The sequence below is a fragment of the Bacillus sp. MMSF_3328 genome (genome assembly GCF_030733525.1).
Taxonomy (GTDB): Bacteria; Bacillota; Bacilli; order Bacillales; family Cytobacillaceae; genus Bacillus_AB; species Bacillus_AB infantis.
This window is the reverse complement of the sequence record NZ_JASHIV010000005.1, coordinates 227,508-244,050: the sequence shown is the minus strand read 5'-3', so window position 1 is coordinate 244,050 and position 16,543 is coordinate 227,508. Positions and strand designations below refer to the sequence as shown.

The following is a 16,543-nucleotide window of genomic DNA, read 5'->3' as shown; positions in this document are numbered from 1 at the left end:
AATGATGGAGCAGGCAATATTTCTGACAATCCTGATGGGGTTTTTAATAACAGTCCTACTATCTCCCATTTTCATCCCTTTCCTTAGAAGGCTGAAATTCGGCCAGAGCATCCGGGAGGAAGGACCTCAGTCGCACCAGAAAAAAACCGGTACGCCGACAATGGGCGGGATCATGATTCTGCTTTCGGTTACTGTGACTACCCTGGTGATGTCCAGCAAGTTTGCAGAGCCTACAGCGGAGATATATATGGTCCTGCTGGTCACACTGGGCTTTGGGCTTCTCGGTTTTCTAGATGATTTCATCAAGGTGGCGCTAAAAAGGAATCTAGGCCTTACTTCTAAGCAAAAGCTGCTGGGCCAGATTATCATATCGCTCATTTTTTATTTCATCTTCCAGACAAATGAATTTTCAACAGAGGTCTCTATCCCATTTACAGATCTGTCCATTGATTTAGGCTGGAGCTATGCATTGTTCATCATTTTTTGGCTCGTCGGCTTTTCCAATGCTGTCAATCTGACAGACGGGCTGGACGGACTTGTTTCCGGTACTGCGGCAATTGCATTCGGTGCCTTTGCTGTTCTGGCATGGAACCAGTCCCAATTTGAAGTGTCGATTTTTTCAGTTGCTGTTGTGGGTGCTGTACTGGGATTCCTTGTATTCAATGCCCATCCGGCAAAAGTATTCATGGGCGACACCGGTTCGCTTGCCCTGGGCGGTGCAATTGCAACTGTTGCCATCCTGACAAAGCTTGAGTTCATCCTGATCATCATCGGGGGAGTTTTTGTCATTGAGACGCTTTCTGTTATTCTGCAGGTAATATCTTTTAAAACAACTGGCAAGAGGATTTTTAAAATGAGTCCCCTTCACCACCATTATGAGCTTGTCGGCTGGTCGGAATGGCGTGTAGTAGTGACTTTCTGGACAGTCGGGCTCCTGTTTGCAATCCTGGGAATCTATATCGAGGTGTGGTTATAATTGAAGCAGATAGATACTTACAATCATAAAAAAATTCTTGTACTCGGACTCGCCAAGAGCGGGGTGAGTGCAGCTTCCCTGCTGCACAAGCTGGGGGCCTTCGTTACTGTTAATGATATGAAGCCTTTATCTGAAAATCCGGAAGCCCAGGGCTTGCTTGAGCAGGGGATCAAGGTTATTTGCGGAGACCATCCGATAGAGCTTTTGGATGAAGGGTTTGAACTTATTGTTAAGAACCCGGGAATCCCTTATCATAATCCAATGATAGAGGGCGCCATGGAGCGCAGCATTCCTGTCATTACAGAAGTGGAGCTTGCTTATCAGATTTCCGAAGCGCCATTTATCGCGATCACTGGAACGAACGGGAAGACAACAACCACAACCCTTGTCCATGAAATGCTGGAAGCGGGCGGAAAGTCGCCGTTGATTGCGGGGAATATTGGGACTGTTGCCACAGGCGTTGCTGAAGGTGCAAGATCCGATCATACCATTGTCATTGAGCTGTCTTCTTTCCAGCTGATGGGCATAGAGGCCTTCAGGCCGAAAATCGCAATTCTTACAAATCTGTATGATGCCCATCTGGATTATCATGGGACAAGGCATGATTACTTTGAAGCCAAAGCCAATATTACTAAAAACCAGACAGAAGAAGATTACTTTATTATCAATGCTGATCAGGAGGCTGTCATTCAATTAGCAGAAGAAAGCCGCGCCCGGATTGTGCCGTTCTCTGTCAGCAGGGTTCTTGAGGCAGGGGCATGTGTAAAGGATGGCTGGATCTGCTTTAATGGGGAGCCTGTCATGAAGCGGGAAGATGCATCCCTTCCCGGCAATCATAATCTGGAGAACATCCTTTCTTCGATTGCAGCCGCGAAGCTTTCAGGCGTGGATAATAAAGCGATCTTTAAGGTCATGTCCTCTTTTGCAGGTGTCAAACACAGACTTCAGTATATCGGTGAAGTGGATGGACGGAAATTCTACAATGATTCCAAGGCTACTAATATACTTGCTACGAAAAATGCCATTGCCGCTTTTGATGTTCCTGTCATACTGCTGGCCGGCGGCCTCGACCGCGGCAATGGCTTTGAAGAATTGATCCCTTCACTGGCTAATGTAGAAACATTGATCACCTTTGGGCAGACAGCCGGAAAAATAGAAGAGGCAGGAAAGCTTGCGGGAATAAAATCGATCATGCGTGTCGATAATGTTGCTAGCGCCGTACCCGCCGCCCACAGGCTTTCAAAGCCGGGCGATGTCATTCTCCTCTCGCCGGCATGTGCAAGCTGGGACCAATACAAAACTTTTGAGGTCAGGGGAGACATTTTTATCGATGCGGTGCATAAGCTTAAGTAAGGGCTTGTCCCGGGCGCTGACCGTCCGGGAGCGACTGCATCTTCATTGTGCTGCAAACTAGAATGCATGCTCATGCAGGCCCTAAAACTTGCATTCGAGGTGTATTCTGTTGCCAACAAAAAAATCTACTCCGGACTTTATATTGATTTTAGTTACATTTACTCTGCTGGCAGTCGGCCTCATTATGGTATACAGCGCCAGTGCCATTTGGGCAGAGTATAAGTTTGATGATTCCTTTTTCTTTGCGAAGAGGCAGATGCTCTTTGCAGCTGCAGGCATCATGGCCATGTTTTTTATCATGAATATCGATTATTGGACATGGAGGACCTGGGCCAAGGCAATTGTAATTATTTGCTTTGTACTGCTGGTTCTCGTTCTTATTCCCGGGGTGGGAAATGTAAGGAATGGATCAAGGAGCTGGATAGGCGTAGGGGCATTTTCCATCCAGCCTTCCGAATTCATGAAGCTTGCCATGATTGCGTTCCTGGCTAAGTACCTTTCTGAAAGGCAAAAGCTGATAACCTCTTTCCGCAAGGGGCTCCTCCCTTCCCTTGGGCTCGCATTTCTTGCATTCGGGATGATTATGCTTCAGCCTGACCTTGGGACAGGGACCGTGATGATCGGGACCTGTGTGGTTATGATATTTATCTCCGGGGCGAAGATAAGCCATTTTGCTGTTCTTGGGCTTATCGGCCTGGGGGGCTTTGCGGGGCTGGTGCTGTCAGCTCCGTACAGGATGAAGCGGATCACATCATTCCTTGATCCATGGGAGGATCCGCTTGGGAGCGGCTTCCAGATCATCCAGTCATTATATGCAATAGGGCCAGGCGGGCTATTCGGCCTTGGCCTCGGGGAGAGCAGGCAAAAGTTTTTTTATCTGCCTGAACCCCAGACCGATTTTATTTTTGCCATCCTGGCGGAAGAATTGGGTTTCATCGGTGGTTCTTTCGTGCTTTTATTGTTTTCTCTCCTCCTCTGGAGGGGGATAAGGATTGCGCTGGGAGCACCTGATTTGTACGGCAGCTTCCTTGCCGTGGGAATCATTGCGATGGTGGCGATCCAGGTTATGATAAACATCGGGGTTGTTACCGGGCTGATGCCGGTAACAGGGATTACACTCCCTTTCCTCAGCTATGGCGGTTCATCCCTCACTCTAATGCTGATGGCGATCGGAGTCCTCCTGAATATAAGCCGGCATGCGAGATATTGACCCTGTTTCCGACAGGGTTTCTTTTTACTTTCCGGGCTGGCTTTACAAGGGAAAGAAGCTTTCTTCAGTACAGCTTCAAAAATCAGGGTGACTATCCAGATATTTTAAGGATTTTTATTACATTTGCATGACATTAATGTTATGGCTTATTAGAGCCGTTTAGATTATAGTAGAATGGGGTAAAGCGTGAGAGTGTTTTTTAAGGGAGACTTTGTGCTGCCACCCCTTTAAGGCTATTAATGCCTGCTAAATACCAACACTCTTCTTTGAGGTGAAAGTCATGAGAATTGCAGTCAGCGGAGGCGGTACAGGAGGACATATATATCCTGCACTCGCATTGATCAGAGAAATTCAAAAAGAGAATAAAGACACAGAGTTTTTATATATAGGCACAGAAAAGGGGCTCGAAAGCACTCTCGTGGAAAGAGAAGGCATCCCGTTTAAATCTATACATATCACTGGCTTCAAAAGAAAGCTGTCTTTTGAAAATATGAAAACTGTATTCAGATTCCTGAAAGGAACAGCTGACAGCAGGAAAATGCTGAAGGACTTCAAGGCGGACATTGTCATCGGAACCGGCGGCTATGTGTGCGGTCCTGTTGTCTATGCAGCTGCCAAGCTTGGCATCCCCACAATCATACACGAGCAAAATAGTGTCCCGGGACTGACCAACAAATTCCTAAGCAGATATGTCGATAAAATCGCAGTTTGTTTTGAAGAAGCAAAAGAATTTTTTCCATCGGAAAAGGTTATCTTGACTGGAAATCCCCGCGCCTCAGAAGTGATTGGCCAGGACCCTGTCAAAGGCAGGCTTTCAGCCGGTCTGAAGACAAATATCCCTTCTGTTTTAATTTTTGGCGGCAGCAGGGGCGCAAGGCCGATTAATGAAGCTGTGCTGAAATCGCTCGCCGAGCTGCAGGATAAGCCTTACCAGGTGCTGTATGTGACAGGAGAAGTGCACTATGAGGAAGTCAGAAAAGAGGTAGAACTGGTCGGCAATCCGCCAAATGTGATCATAAAGCCATTTGTCCATAATATGCCGGAGGTTTTGGCCGGCACGGACCTGACTGTGGCAAGGGCGGGGGCGACCACTCTTGCAGAGCTGACATCACTTGGAATCCCGAGCATCCTGGTGCCAAGCCCTTATGTGACCAACAACCACCAGGAGAAAAATGCCAGGGCCCTTTCTGATAACGGGGCAGCAGAACTTCTGCTTGAAAAAGAACTGACCAGCAAGAAGCTTGTCGCTTCAATTGATGGAATACTCCTTGATGAGAAGAAACTGAAGGATATGAAAAAAGCGGCCAGGGAATTGGGGATACCGGATGCGGCCAGAAGGCTGCACCGCGTCATGGAAGACCTTGTCCGTAAGAAGGGCCAGTAGCCCAAAGAGCTTAAAAGACATAAGATAGTAAAAAGAATGGAAAGGGAGGTATATATGGACGAATTGATCAGCAGGCTTAAAGATATGCAGGTTGGAAAAGTGAAAGAACAAGAACCTTTGGCCAACCATACAACCATGAAAATAGGCGGACCCGCCGATTTGTTTGTAGAGCCTTCATCTATAGACAATTTCATTAAAACAATGGAGCTTATCCGTGAACATGATATCAAGTGGAGGGTAATAGGCAGGGGATCGAATCTGCTTGTATCAGATAAAGGGATTGAAGGGGCCGTCATTAAGCTTGGCCCAGGATTGGATAAACTGGAAGTGGATGGTTCTGAAGTGACTGCGGGCGGAGGATTCTCTATTGTGAGCCTGTCCGTCCAGATCAGCCGGAAAGGCCTTTCCGGGCTGGAATTCGCAAGCGGCATCCCCGGCTCGGTCGGCGGTGCAGTCTATATGAATGCAGGCGCCCACGGGTCTGATATTTCAAAGATCCTAAAAAAAGCTTTTGTGCTCTTTGAAGATGGAACCATGGAATGGCTCACCAATGAGCAAATGAAATTTTCCTACCGTACATCAGTTCTTCAGAAGGAGCGGCCCGGCATCGTTCTTGAGGCAGTGTTCAGCCTTCAGGAAGGAGAGAGGGACAGCATAGTGGCAGAGATGCAAAAGAACAAGGATTACCGGAAAGAAACACAGCCCTATAATTATCCTTGTGCAGGAAGCATCTTCCGCAATCCTCTTCCACAATATGCCGGCCAGCTGATTGAGTCTGCAGGTTTAAAAGGCCACAGCATCGGCGGGGCTAAGATTTCCGAGCTGCATGGAAACTTCATCGTAAATGCCGGCAGCGCGTCGGCCGAAGATGTTCTTGGATTGATCGAGCATGTAAAAGATACTATCTATTCCCAATTTAAGGTTAAAATGGAAACTGAAGTGGAAATTATCGGCCGAAAGTAACAGGAAATTCTCCTTACTGCTGCCATTTATTGTGATATAATATTTCCTTAGAAATAACCTTTAAAAGCCGGCAGAAGACACACCGGCATCCGGATATGCCGGTGCCCATTCTGCTTTCCGTCTGACGAGAACGTTATGCTGCCTGCCAGGCTGATAGGCTATTGGCATTATGCGGCTCAAGCTTTTATAGTGAGGTGAAGGTTATGGAGAAAGGGAACGTAGTCTCACTGGAGGATCGAATTCCCAAACTGAAGCAGCAAAGAAGGAAAAAAGCGAACCGCAGGCTTATCGTTTTATTGCTTTTATTCTTTTCTATGATTGTTTTTGTGATATATTTCCAGTCGCCTTTAAGCCGTGTAAAAGAGATCAGCATCAGCGGAAATCAGACATACACGACAAAAGAATTGATTGCCGTAAGCGGCCTTTCTAAGAAAACAAATATTTGGAAGGTTGATAAGGGGGCAATTGAGGGTAGACTGAAAGAGCTGCCTGAAATCAGCGGGGCTGAAATAAAAACCCGCCTCCCCAATACGGTTGACATCAAGGTGGCTGAGCACAATCGCATTGCCTACATAGCGAAAGAAAAAAGTTTTTTGCCTGTACTTGAAAACGGGATGATACTTAGCAAACAGGAAATCACAGACATTCCAGTTAATGCACCGCTGCTGCTCGGATTCAAGGAGGGCGACGTCCTCCTTGAGATGATAGACAGCCTGGAAAGCCTTCCGAAAGAGGTGCTGAACGCAATTTCGGAGATTCATTATTCTCCTAAAGAAACGGACGAGTATCATATTACTCTATATATGAATGACGGGTTCGAAGTTAGTGCAACATTGCGGAGCTTTTCAGAAAAGATGGCGCATTATCCTTCAATCATCAGCCAGCTGGACCCTGGGGTCAGCGGTGTGATTGATCTGGAAGTAGGTTCTTATTTTAAAGCCTACGGTCCGGAAGGAGATGATAGCCGTGGAGAAGAAGAAGAAGAAGAAGAAGAAGAAGGTGAAAGGTAAGCGGGTTGTCCTTTCATTGGTGCTCCTTGTTCTCGGCTATATGCTTTCATTTTCCTATCACTTTACAAAAAGTGAAAATGAGGAAGCAGACATGACAGGCAGCCAGTGGGAACGGGACTCTGCACTGAGAAGCCAGCTCATCAGCATGGAAGAGCGCAACCGCAGGCTCCAGAAGGAATTGGACAGCAAACAGGGACAGGTTCTCCAATTCGAAAAGGATTTGTCAAAAGAGGCGCAGGTATATTTCAACCTGGCAGAGGACGCAGAAAAATACAGGATGTATCTTGGGAAAGTCGCCGTCCTGGGCAAAGGGGTGGAGGTCACATTGGCTGACGGGGATTATAATCCCAGCGAAGCCAATGTAAACAGCTATATTGTCCATGAACACCATGTTTTCAAGGTAATCAATGAACTGTATATCTCTGGTGCTTCAGCTGTTGCAGTTAACGGCCAGCGCCTTTCCCATGACTCATATATTTTGTGCAATGGCCCTGTCATTGAAATTGATGGAAAGCAGCATCCGGCACCTTTTATCATTGAAGCAATCGGCGATCCGGAGGTTCTTTCTTCAGCGCTGAACCTTACAGGCGGAGTCAAGGATTCGCTTGTCAACGAGAACATCCAGTTCTCGCTGGAGGAAAAGGCTGAAATCAAAATGGAACCCAATCTGGGGAATTAAATACGGCTGATCCACTTACTGGAAGCAGAGAAAGTAAGGTGGAAATCGTGAAAAGGAATCAGATCATAAGCTTTACGGTAATTTCCGCTGTGATCGGCTTTATGATTGCGGTCCAGTTCCAATCCGTCAAAGAGCCGGTGGTGAGGGATACCCGCGACACATGGCAGCTTAGGGAGGACTTGCGGAAAGAACAGGAAATTCAGCTGAGGCTGATACGGGAAATCAGATCAAACGAGCTGAAGCTTGCTCAATATGAAAATAAGCGGGAACAAAGCAAAGAACAGGTGCTGAAGGAAACGCTGGATGAGCTTAAAGAGGAAGCTGGCCTTACGGAAGTAAAAGGTCCGGGGGTTATCATCCTCATTGAGCCTGCTGTTGAAGAAGCACTCCTGGGCAATGCACCCGGTGATGTTTCGCCTGATCTGCTTAAAAGGCTGGTCAATGAGCTGAATATGCATGATGCTGAGCAAATATCGATTGACGGGCACAGAATCATTAATACGACCGTCATCCGCGATATTAACGGCGAAACCAAAATCGACGGCCATGCAGTCAGTTCTTTGCCGATTGAAGTCAGAGCGGCCGCAGAAGATATGCAGTCAGCTCAAAAGCTTTATAATCAGATGCAGGTATCCAAATCGGCAGAAGAATTTTTTGTCGAAAATCTCAGGGTCACTATCCTGAAGCCAAAGGAGAACATTGTTATCCCTGCCTATCAGGACACGATCCGGGTAAAAAATATGGAACCTGCAGAAGAAAAAGGAGGCAGTTCTTAATGTGGCTTCCCGTACTGGGTTTGCTTATCGGGGCCATACTGGGCCTTCTTACGGACTTCAGGATCCCTGATGAGTACTCCAATTATTTGTCTATTGCAGTGCTGGCTGCCCTTGACACCCTGTTTGGGGGCATCCGTGCGCATCTGCAGGATATATATGATGAAAAGGTATTTGTATCCGGCTTTTTCTTTAACATCCTGCTGGCAGCATCTTTAGCTTTTCTGGGGGTTCATCTTGGTGTAGACTTGTATTTAGCCGCTGTTTTTGCGTTTGGTGTAAGGCTTTTCCAAAACATAGCGGTCATCCGGAGAATTATTCTGACCAAATGGTCGAACCGAGAAAAAGTAGAAAAAAGTTAAGATAGAATAAAGGGAAATATATTAGTTTTGCCGAATAATTTAAATGATTATATTAATTTAAGATAAAACTAAAAATTGGCATTATTGTTGTTCAATAATCGGATTTGCAAAAGGAGGTGCCAGAGAATGAACAGCAATGAAATTTATGTTAGTCTTGACATCGGTACATCCAGTGTAAAAGTAATCATTGGTGAAATGGTCAACGACTCTTTAAACATTATCGGTGTAGGCAATGTGAAGTCTGAAGGATTGCGCAAAGGCTCAATTGTTGATATAGATGAAACCGTTCATTCTATAAAAAAGGCAATCGAACAAGCTGAGAGAATGATAGGGATGGAGATCAGGCAGGTCATCGTCGGCATCACCGGAAATCATGTCATGCTCCAGCCTTCGCATGGAGTAGTGGCAGTCTCCAGTGATAACAGGGAGATTACAGATGAAGATGTTGCAAGGGTGATCGATGCCGCCCAGGTGGTTTCCATCCCTCCTGAAAGAGAGATTGTGGATGTCATTCCGAAGCAATTCATTGTAGACGGTTTGAATGAAATAAACGACCCGCGGGGCATGATCGGTGTCCGCCTGGAAATGGAAGGCACCATTATTACAGGTTCTAAGACAATTCTACATAATATTCTGAGATGTGTTGAAAGAGCAGGGCTTGAAATTTTGGACATAACGCTCCAGCCGCTTGCAGCAGGGGCATTCGCACTTTCAAAGGACGAAATGAATCTCGGAGTGGCCTTGGTCGATATGGGCGGCGGCTCTACAACCGTTGCCCTGTTCGAGCAGGGAATCATGAAGGCAACAATCGTACTTCCTGTCGGCGGGGACCATATTACAAAGGATTTATCTATTGGCCTCAGGACCTCTACAGAGGATGCCGAAAAAATCAAAACAAAATACGGTTATGCTTTTTATGACCATGCTTCTGAAGATGAAGTCTTCAGTGTCCCGATTATCGGGAGCGATCAGCACCAGCAATTTAATCAGCTTGAAATTTCTGATATTATTGAAGCAAGGATGGAAGAAATTTTCGATCTGATCCAGAATGAGATTAAGAGATTGGGAGTCAGCGACCTGCCAGGAGGCTATGTCCTGACAGGTGGAGTAGCCAACACCCAGGGCATCCTGGAACTGGCACAGATCATTTTCCAGAACCGCGTCCGGATTGCCATTCCGGATTATATCGGCGTAAGGGAGCCGCAGTATACAACAGCAGTCGGCCTGATCAAGTTTGCCTATAAAAATGCAAGGCTTCAGGGCAGGAAGATCGAGCCTGCCCAAGTGAACGAAGCGAAGGAGAAACGCGTCCAAAAACAACCGCAACCAAAAGCAAGACCGGAAAAACAGCCGGAAGAAAAGATTACATCACGAGTTAAAAAGTTCCTTGGCTACTTTTTCGAGTAAACAGTGCTTTAAGGAATATCGACGAATTAGGAGGATTTGTCATGTTGGAATTTGACACTAATTTAGATTCACTAGCGACCATAAAGGTTATCGGCGTTGGCGGCGGAGGAAATAATGCGGTAAACCGCATGATCGAACACGGCGTTCAAGGCGTAGAATTCATCGCAGTTAATACGGATGCACAGGCACTGAACCTCTCGAAAGCAGAAGTGAAAATGCAGATCGGCGGAAAGCTGACGCGCGGACTGGGTGCCGGTGCTAATCCGGAAGTAGGCAAAAAGGCTGCTGAGGAAAGCAAAGAGCAGATTGAAGAAGCACTGAAAGGCGCAGATATGGTGTTTGTCACTGCCGGAATGGGAGGCGGTACAGGTACTGGAGCTGCACCTGTCATTGCACAGATTGCAAGGGACCTGGGCGCTTTGACAGTAGGGGTCGTTACAAGGCCGTTTACATTCGAAGGCCGCAAGCGTGCCGGACAGGCTGCAGGCGGAATTGCTTCCATGAAGGAAGCTGTTGATACCCTGATTGTCATTCCGAATGACCGTCTATTAGAAATTGTAGACAAAAGCACTCCGATGCTTGAAGCATTCCGTGAAGCGGATAATGTGCTTCGCCAGGGTGTTCAGGGCATATCCGACCTGATTGCCACTCCAGGGCTGATCAACCTTGACTTTGCTGATGTAAAGACCATCATGTCAAGCAAGGGTTCTGCACTGATGGGGATCGGCGTCTCTTCAGGAGAAAACCGTGCGGCAGAAGCGGCAAAGAAAGCTGTTTCTTCTCCGCTGCTTGAAACGTCCATTGATGGTGCACAGGGTGTCCTGATGAATATCACCGGCGGTTCAAGCCTGAGCCTTTATGAGGTTCAGGAAGCTGCAGATATCGTAGCCTCCGCTTCAGACCAGGATGTCAATATGATCTTCGGTTCTGTTATCAATGAAAACCTGAAAGACGAAATCGTGGTTACAGTAATTGCGACTGGGTTCAATGAAGAAGTGGCCGCGCCAAAACCGGCACGTCCATCATTTGGACAGCCTAAACAGCAGCAGACGCATTCACCTTCCCTTAACCGGGACAGGGACAGGGAGCCAAAGCGCGAAGAGCAGAGCCATGAGCCGCCTGTAAGGAACTCATCATCTCAGTCTTCACAAGGTGAAGAAACATTGGATATCCCTACTTTCCTGAGAAACCGCAATAGAAGAAGATAAGATAGCATTCGCTGAACGGCGCCTCATTATGAGGCGCCGTTTTATTTTGGTTTTTAAGATTGATTCGTATTTTTTAGACAGGCATATAAAACAAAATACTGACAAAAACCGAAGGGAATAGTGAAAAAATTCTCCTAAACAGGCTACAGAAAGTGACACACTTCAATGATATGGCTGGGGTATACTTTTCCATAAGATTAATAGATAGATGAATAATCAGTTTTTGGCATCCGGACTTAATAAGCCGGATATGTCTGGAGTGAAGCTGGGTTGGCTATTTATTTGGATATCATTTGGCTGCTGAACTTTCTTTTTGACAGCCTCCTGCTGTATCTCACCGCGATCTTCCTGAAAAGGGATGTTTCTATTTGGCGGATACTGGCGGGCGGTGCTGCAGGCTCAATGATCGTTCTGCTCGCGGTAACACCGGTTCAGTCTATTTCCGGGCATCCGCTATCAAAGCTGCTTTTTTCAATTGTCATGGTCGTCCTTGCCTTTGGATATAAAAGGGCCGGATATTTTATTAAAGGCCTGTTTACTTTTTATATGGCAACTTTCCTCATTGGAGGGACTTTGATAGGTGCCCATTATTTTGTGAAATTTGATTTTGAGCTTTCTTCAGCCGTCCTGCTGGGAAGTGTCAAAGGCTTCGGGGATCCGATCAGCTGGATGTTTGTCATATTTGGATTTCCTGCTGCCTGGCATTTTTCACGGAAGCATGGAGAAAACATGGAAATGGCCAATATCCAATATGACCAGCTGGCTGAGGTCTGCATTTCGATTAATGGGATTGACCTGAACTTTAAGGGGCTTGTTGATACGGGAAATCAGCTTTATGATCCAATATCCAGGACTCCGGTCATGATTGCATCCCTAAAAGGGATGGCAGAAAAGCTTCCTGAAGTTCTCCTCGCCGTTTCCCAGGATCCTGAGCCTTTCCTGATGGGGGAGGCAAGAATCCCGCCTGAATGGGAAAATCGGATGAGAATTCTTCCTTGCAAGGTGGTTGGACAAGAACATCAGCTTATTATTGCCATGAAGCCAGACAGGATCATCATCCAAAGGGGGGAAGAAAAAATCCTGGCAGGCAAGGCGCTCATCTCTTTTACAATGCAGCAGCTCTCCAGTGATGATGCATTTGACTGCATTATCCATCCAAAGATGATGACAGGTGCCGGAAAAGCAGAATCAGCGGAAAAGGTAAGTTAATAATACTATACTCGGAAAAACATAATTTAGAAGGAGGACAACTCATGAAAAATTTGAAGTTTCGCCTATCCTATTACTGGTATAAACTGCTGATCAAACTTGGGCTCAAGACTGATGAAATATTCTATATAGGCGGCAGCGAGGCTCTCCCTCCCCCTCTTTCAAAAGAAGAAGAAGAAGTTCTTCTGATTAAGCTCCCCAAAGGCGATAAAGCTGCAAGATCAATGCTTATCGAAAGAAATCTCCGCCTCGTCGTATACATTGCCCGGAAGTTTGAAAATACGGGCATCAATATTGAAGACCTGATCAGCATCGGGACAATCGGGCTCATCAAAGCGGTCAACACTTTTAATCCGGAAAAGAAAATCAAGCTTGCCACTTATGCATCCAGGTGTATTGAAAACGAAATACTGATGTACCTGAGGCGGAACAATAAAATCAGGTCGGAGGTTTCCTTCGATGAGCCTCTGAATATTGACTGGGATGGGAATGAGCTCCTTTTATCCGATGTGCTGGGAACCGAAGAAGACATTATTACTAAGGACCTGGAGGCAAATGTAGATAAGAAGCTTCTGCTGAAGGCCCTTCACCAGCTCACTGACAGAGAGAAGCAGATCATGGAGCTCCGTTTCGGCCTCGGCTCTGGCGAGGAAAAAACACAGAAAGATGTGGCTGACATGCTTGGCATTTCACAGTCTTACATATCAAGGCTAGAAAAGAGAATCATCAAAAGATTGAAAAAGGAATTCAACAAGATGGTTTAAAATTTTTTTTATCCCGCTTATCCCTTATTCAGACTGTATATGCCGTTTATTCCGGGGATCATGGAAAATCGGTATGTGCATATTTTTCCTTTCCGAGGAGATACTGTTTTTTGTACAGCAGCTCCTGTGAGGAGGGAAATGGATTGACTCGAAATAAAGTAGAAATTTGCGGTGTTGATACATCAAAGCTTCCCGTTTTGAAAAACGAAGAAATGAGAAAACTCTTCAAGCAAATGCATGAAGGTGATACATATGCCCGGGAGTGCCTAGTCAATGGCAACCTTCGGCTGGTACTGAGTGTCATCCAGCGCTTTAACAACAGAGGCGAATTTGTAGATGATCTCTTCCAGGTGGGATGTATCGGCCTGATGAAATCTATTGATAATTTTGATTTAAGCCAGAATGTAAAGTTCTCCACTTATGCTGTTCCGATGATCATTGGTGAGATCAGAAGGTATTTGAGGGATAATAATCCTATCAGGGTATCAAGGTCATTAAGAGATATAGCCTACAAAGCTTTGCAGGTCAGGGAACGCCTGATGAGTGAAACGTCAAAGGAACCAACGGCTGAGGAAATAGCCAGGGTCCTTGAAGTGCCCCATGAAGAAATCGTGTTTGCACTTGATGCGATACAGGATCCGGTCTCATTATTCGAGCCCATCTATAACGATGGAGGCGATCCGATATTTGTCATGGACCAGCTGAGCGACGAGCGCAATAAAGATATTCAATGGATTGAAGAAATTGCCCTCAAAGAAGGCATGCGCAGGCTTAACGAAAGAGAAAAGCTCATATTGAGAAAGCGCTTCTTCCAAGGCAAAACGCAAATGGAAGTAGCCGAAGAAATCGGCATCTCCCAAGCCCAGGTCTCCCGCCTTGAAAAAGCCGCCATCAAGCAAATGAACAAAAATATCCAAAGCTGAAAGCTGCTGAAAAGCAGCTTTTTGTTTTGGGTTTTGTAAGTGCTCCATGCTGGCTGAAATATGATCTAAAATCCACGTGTGTATATTTAGGGTTAATGGCCAAAAAATTTATGAAAACCTGTTGATTGCAGTGGAAGGCACGAAGACTCCTCATAAAATGCATGCGCATTTTCTTCGTGCGATGTGATTTCAGGGAAGAAAATTCAATGTCCTGTGGGAGATAGCGGAAATGTTGAGACCCCGCAGCGCGCAAGCGTGAGGAGGCTCAACTCCGCCCCACGGAAAGCGAAGTGCCTGCAACGGAAATCAACAGCCCAATCAATAAGTAAAAAAATTGAAGATAACTTATCTCGTTATTCTTAGCTGCATAAGATGTTTTAGCTGTTATTGAATATTCCCCTAAAACCCCCCATCAAATCAAAATATTCCATCCTTCCGCAACATATAATCAAGTAAGCAACAAATGGCGGGGGTGGACCATGGTTAAGATATCAGAATTCCAGGTCAAGGACGTAGTAAATGTGGCCGACGGCAAAAAACTTGGAAGCATCGGGGATATTGACATCAATCTGATGAGCGGAAAAATTGAAGCCGTCATCATCAGCGGAGCAGGAAAAGTCCTCGGATTCTTTGGAAAAGATGAGGATATCATCATTCCGTGGAAAAATATTCTAAAAATCGGCGAGGACGTCATTCTTGTTCGCTATAAAATCTCCGAAGAACTCAAACAGGTGGAAGAGGATGCATAAGCTTCCTCCTTTTTTCTGTAACACGAACATTCTTTATGATAAACTAAAGAAAAACACGAAGAGGACACGATAAATGGAGCCATTTGTACTAAAGGAAAGCAAGTTTTTTTCCATTGAAGACTGGACGGAAAAGTTTCCGGGCCTTGCTGCAGGTTTTTCCACGAAAAATGGAGGGAATAGCAATGGAGACTACAGCAGCCTCAACCTTGGCCTTCATGTAAATGATTCTGTCCAGGCGGTATGCGGCAACAGGGAAATTTTCTCTGAGTCAATAGGCTTTCCATTGCCAGCATGGACGGGGGCAGAGCAGACCCATGAAACCTTTATACGGAAAGTATCAAAGGAAGATGCAGGAACAGGCGCTTTGGATTATGGCCAGGCATTCAGGAGGACTGATGGCTTTTTCACACTTGAGCAGGGCCTGCTTTTAACTCTATGCTTTGCTGACTGTGTCCCACTTTATTTCACACATCCTGATTCAGGGGCTATAGGGGCCGCACATGCCGGCTGGAAAGGGACTGTCGGCGGGATTGCCGGAAATATGGCCGGTGTCTTTAAGAATGAAGGAATCGATCCGGGGGAAATTTTGGCGGCAATCGGGCCTTCCATTTGCGAAAAATGTTATATTGTCGACAGCAGAGTTGTCAATTTAGTGAAAAATAGACTAGAAGATGTCGATAAAAAACCATATAATCAAGTAAAAGAGAATCAATACCAGCTTGATCTGAAAGAAGTGAACAAACAGCTTCTCATGAAATCAGGCATCCGGGAAGAGAATATAATTGTATCCGGCTATTGCACCAGCTGCCATGAGGAATACTTTTTTTCCCATCGCAGGGATGGGGGGAAGACTGGCAGGATGATGAGCTACATAGGCTGGAAGGAGGCTGACTGCAGCTAGATGAAGGTAGAGGAAAATCTTAAGAGCATCCAAGAAAAAATAGATGAAGCCTGTAAAAGGTCAGGGAGAAATCCCGGCGAAGTGACCATAATCGCTGTAACAAAATATGTTTCCACGGAAAGGGCGAAAGAGGCGGTGTCTGCGGGAATCGCTAATTTGGGCGAAAACCGGGATGAGGGTATGCTTGCCAAGCATAAAGAAATCGGCCATGCTGCCAAATGGCATTTCATCGGATCGCTGCAGACCAGGAAAGTCAAGAATATAATTGGCATTGCCGATTATATCCACTCACTGGACAGGCTTTCACTGGCGAAGGAAATAGACAAGCGGGCAGAAGAAACAGTCCAATGCCTGATACAGGTCAATGCTTCCGGTGAAGAGTCAAAGCAGGGGCTTTCTCCTGAGGAAGTGATTCCGTTTGTAAAAGACCTGGAGGCTTATCCTTACATTTCTGCTGCAGGGCTGATGACGATGGCCCCTTTGACGGACGATGAGGAAGTATTGCGGCATTGTTTCCGGACACTGAAAACTCTGCAGAAGAATATCCAGGATTTAAACCTTGCTCATGCGCCTTGCAGGGAACTTTCCATGGGCATGTCCAATGACTTTGGAATTGCAGTGGAAGAAGGGGCCACCATGGTCCGGATCGGAACTGCTCTTGTCGGAGAATAA

17 protein-coding genes are annotated in these 16,543 nt (G+C 46.1%); all 17 read left to right on the top strand.

The features are described 5' to 3' along the window. The first annotated feature begins 1 nt into the window (after position 1). The 17 genes from mraY (at position 2) to RBB45_RS11780 (ending at position 16,543) form a co-directional block, all read left to right on the top strand. Positions 2-976 (top strand): phospho-N-acetylmuramoyl-pentapeptide-transferase, encoded by a 975-nt coding sequence (gene mraY, locus RBB45_RS11860; RefSeq protein ID WP_009791179.1) that lies wholly within the window; start codon positions 2-4, stop codon positions 974-976. After that, positions 977-2,329: a UDP-N-acetylmuramoyl-L-alanine--D-glutamate ligase gene (gene murD, locus RBB45_RS11855; RefSeq protein WP_094767511.1), complete on the top strand. Its 1,353-nt coding sequence runs from the start codon at positions 977-979 to the stop codon at positions 2,327-2,329. A 109-nt stretch (positions 2,330-2,438) separates the two neighbouring features. Beyond that, positions 2,439-3,539 (top strand): stage V sporulation protein E, encoded by a 1,101-nt coding sequence (gene spoVE, locus RBB45_RS11850; protein ID WP_022543696.1) that lies wholly within the window; start codon positions 2,439-2,441, stop codon positions 3,537-3,539. A gap of 280 nt (positions 3,540-3,819) precedes the next feature. Then, on the top strand, positions 3,820-4,923 hold the full coding sequence (gene murG, locus RBB45_RS11845) for an undecaprenyldiphospho-muramoylpentapeptide beta-N-acetylglucosaminyltransferase (protein WP_009791183.1): 1,104 nt from the start codon (positions 3,820-3,822) through the stop codon (positions 4,921-4,923). 54 nt (positions 4,924-4,977) lie between these two features. Next, on the top strand, positions 4,978-5,886 hold the full coding sequence (gene murB, locus RBB45_RS11840; protein ID WP_009791184.1) for a UDP-N-acetylmuramate dehydrogenase: 909 nt from the start codon (positions 4,978-4,980) through the stop codon (positions 5,884-5,886). 203 nt (positions 5,887-6,089) lie between these two features. Then, complete coding sequence (locus tag RBB45_RS11835) at positions 6,090-6,896, top strand: cell division protein FtsQ/DivIB (protein ID WP_306009597.1); 807 nt, start codon at positions 6,090-6,092, stop codon at positions 6,894-6,896. Beyond that, positions 6,844-7,575, top strand: a complete 732-nt coding sequence (locus RBB45_RS11830) for a DUF881 domain-containing protein (RefSeq protein ID WP_306009596.1) — start codon at positions 6,844-6,846, stop codon at positions 7,573-7,575. The genes RBB45_RS11835 and RBB45_RS11830 overlap by 53 nt, the downstream gene beginning before the upstream one ends. Positions 7,576-7,622: 47 nt before the next feature. Then, positions 7,623-8,351 (top strand): DUF881 domain-containing protein, encoded by a 729-nt coding sequence (locus tag RBB45_RS11825; RefSeq protein WP_022543698.1) that lies wholly within the window; start codon positions 7,623-7,625, stop codon positions 8,349-8,351. Next, positions 8,351-8,710: a small basic family protein gene (locus tag RBB45_RS11820; protein WP_009791189.1), complete on the top strand. Its 360-nt coding sequence runs from the start codon at positions 8,351-8,353 to the stop codon at positions 8,708-8,710. Before RBB45_RS11825 ends, RBB45_RS11820 begins: the two co-directional genes overlap by 1 nt. A gap of 126 nt (positions 8,711-8,836) precedes the next feature. Then, a complete protein-coding gene (gene ftsA, locus RBB45_RS11815; protein ID WP_009791190.1) occupies positions 8,837-10,117 on the top strand; it encodes a cell division protein FtsA in 1,281 nt (426 codons plus the stop codon). Between the two features lie 41 nt (positions 10,118-10,158). Further along, on the top strand, positions 10,159-11,325 hold the full coding sequence (gene ftsZ / locus RBB45_RS11810; RefSeq protein WP_009791191.1) for a cell division protein FtsZ: 1,167 nt from the start codon (positions 10,159-10,161) through the stop codon (positions 11,323-11,325). 270 nt (positions 11,326-11,595) lie between these two features. Beyond that, complete coding sequence (gene spoIIGA, locus RBB45_RS11805) at positions 11,596-12,534, top strand: sigma-E processing peptidase SpoIIGA (protein ID WP_094767505.1); 939 nt, start codon at positions 11,596-11,598, stop codon at positions 12,532-12,534. 44 nt (positions 12,535-12,578) lie between these two features. Further along, positions 12,579-13,298: an RNA polymerase sporulation sigma factor SigE gene (gene sigE, locus RBB45_RS11800; protein ID WP_009791193.1), complete on the top strand. Its 720-nt coding sequence runs from the start codon at positions 12,579-12,581 to the stop codon at positions 13,296-13,298. Positions 13,299-13,441: 143 nt separating this feature from the next. Next, positions 13,442-14,221, top strand: a complete 780-nt coding sequence (gene sigG / locus RBB45_RS11795; RefSeq protein ID WP_009791194.1) for an RNA polymerase sporulation sigma factor SigG — start codon at positions 13,442-13,444, stop codon at positions 14,219-14,221. A gap of 479 nt (positions 14,222-14,700) precedes the next feature. Continuing rightward, complete coding sequence (locus RBB45_RS11790) at positions 14,701-14,970, top strand: YlmC/YmxH family sporulation protein (protein ID WP_009791726.1); 270 nt, start codon at positions 14,701-14,703, stop codon at positions 14,968-14,970. 73 nt (positions 14,971-15,043) lie between these two features. Beyond that, positions 15,044-15,871: a peptidoglycan editing factor PgeF gene (gene pgeF / locus RBB45_RS11785; RefSeq protein WP_094767503.1), complete on the top strand. Its 828-nt coding sequence runs from the start codon at positions 15,044-15,046 to the stop codon at positions 15,869-15,871. Next, positions 15,872-16,543 carry a YggS family pyridoxal phosphate-dependent enzyme gene (locus RBB45_RS11780; RefSeq protein ID WP_101550652.1) on the top strand — a complete coding sequence of 224 codons (672 nt, stop codon included), beginning with the start codon at positions 15,872-15,874 and terminating at the stop codon, positions 16,541-16,543. It abuts the gene before it with no gap.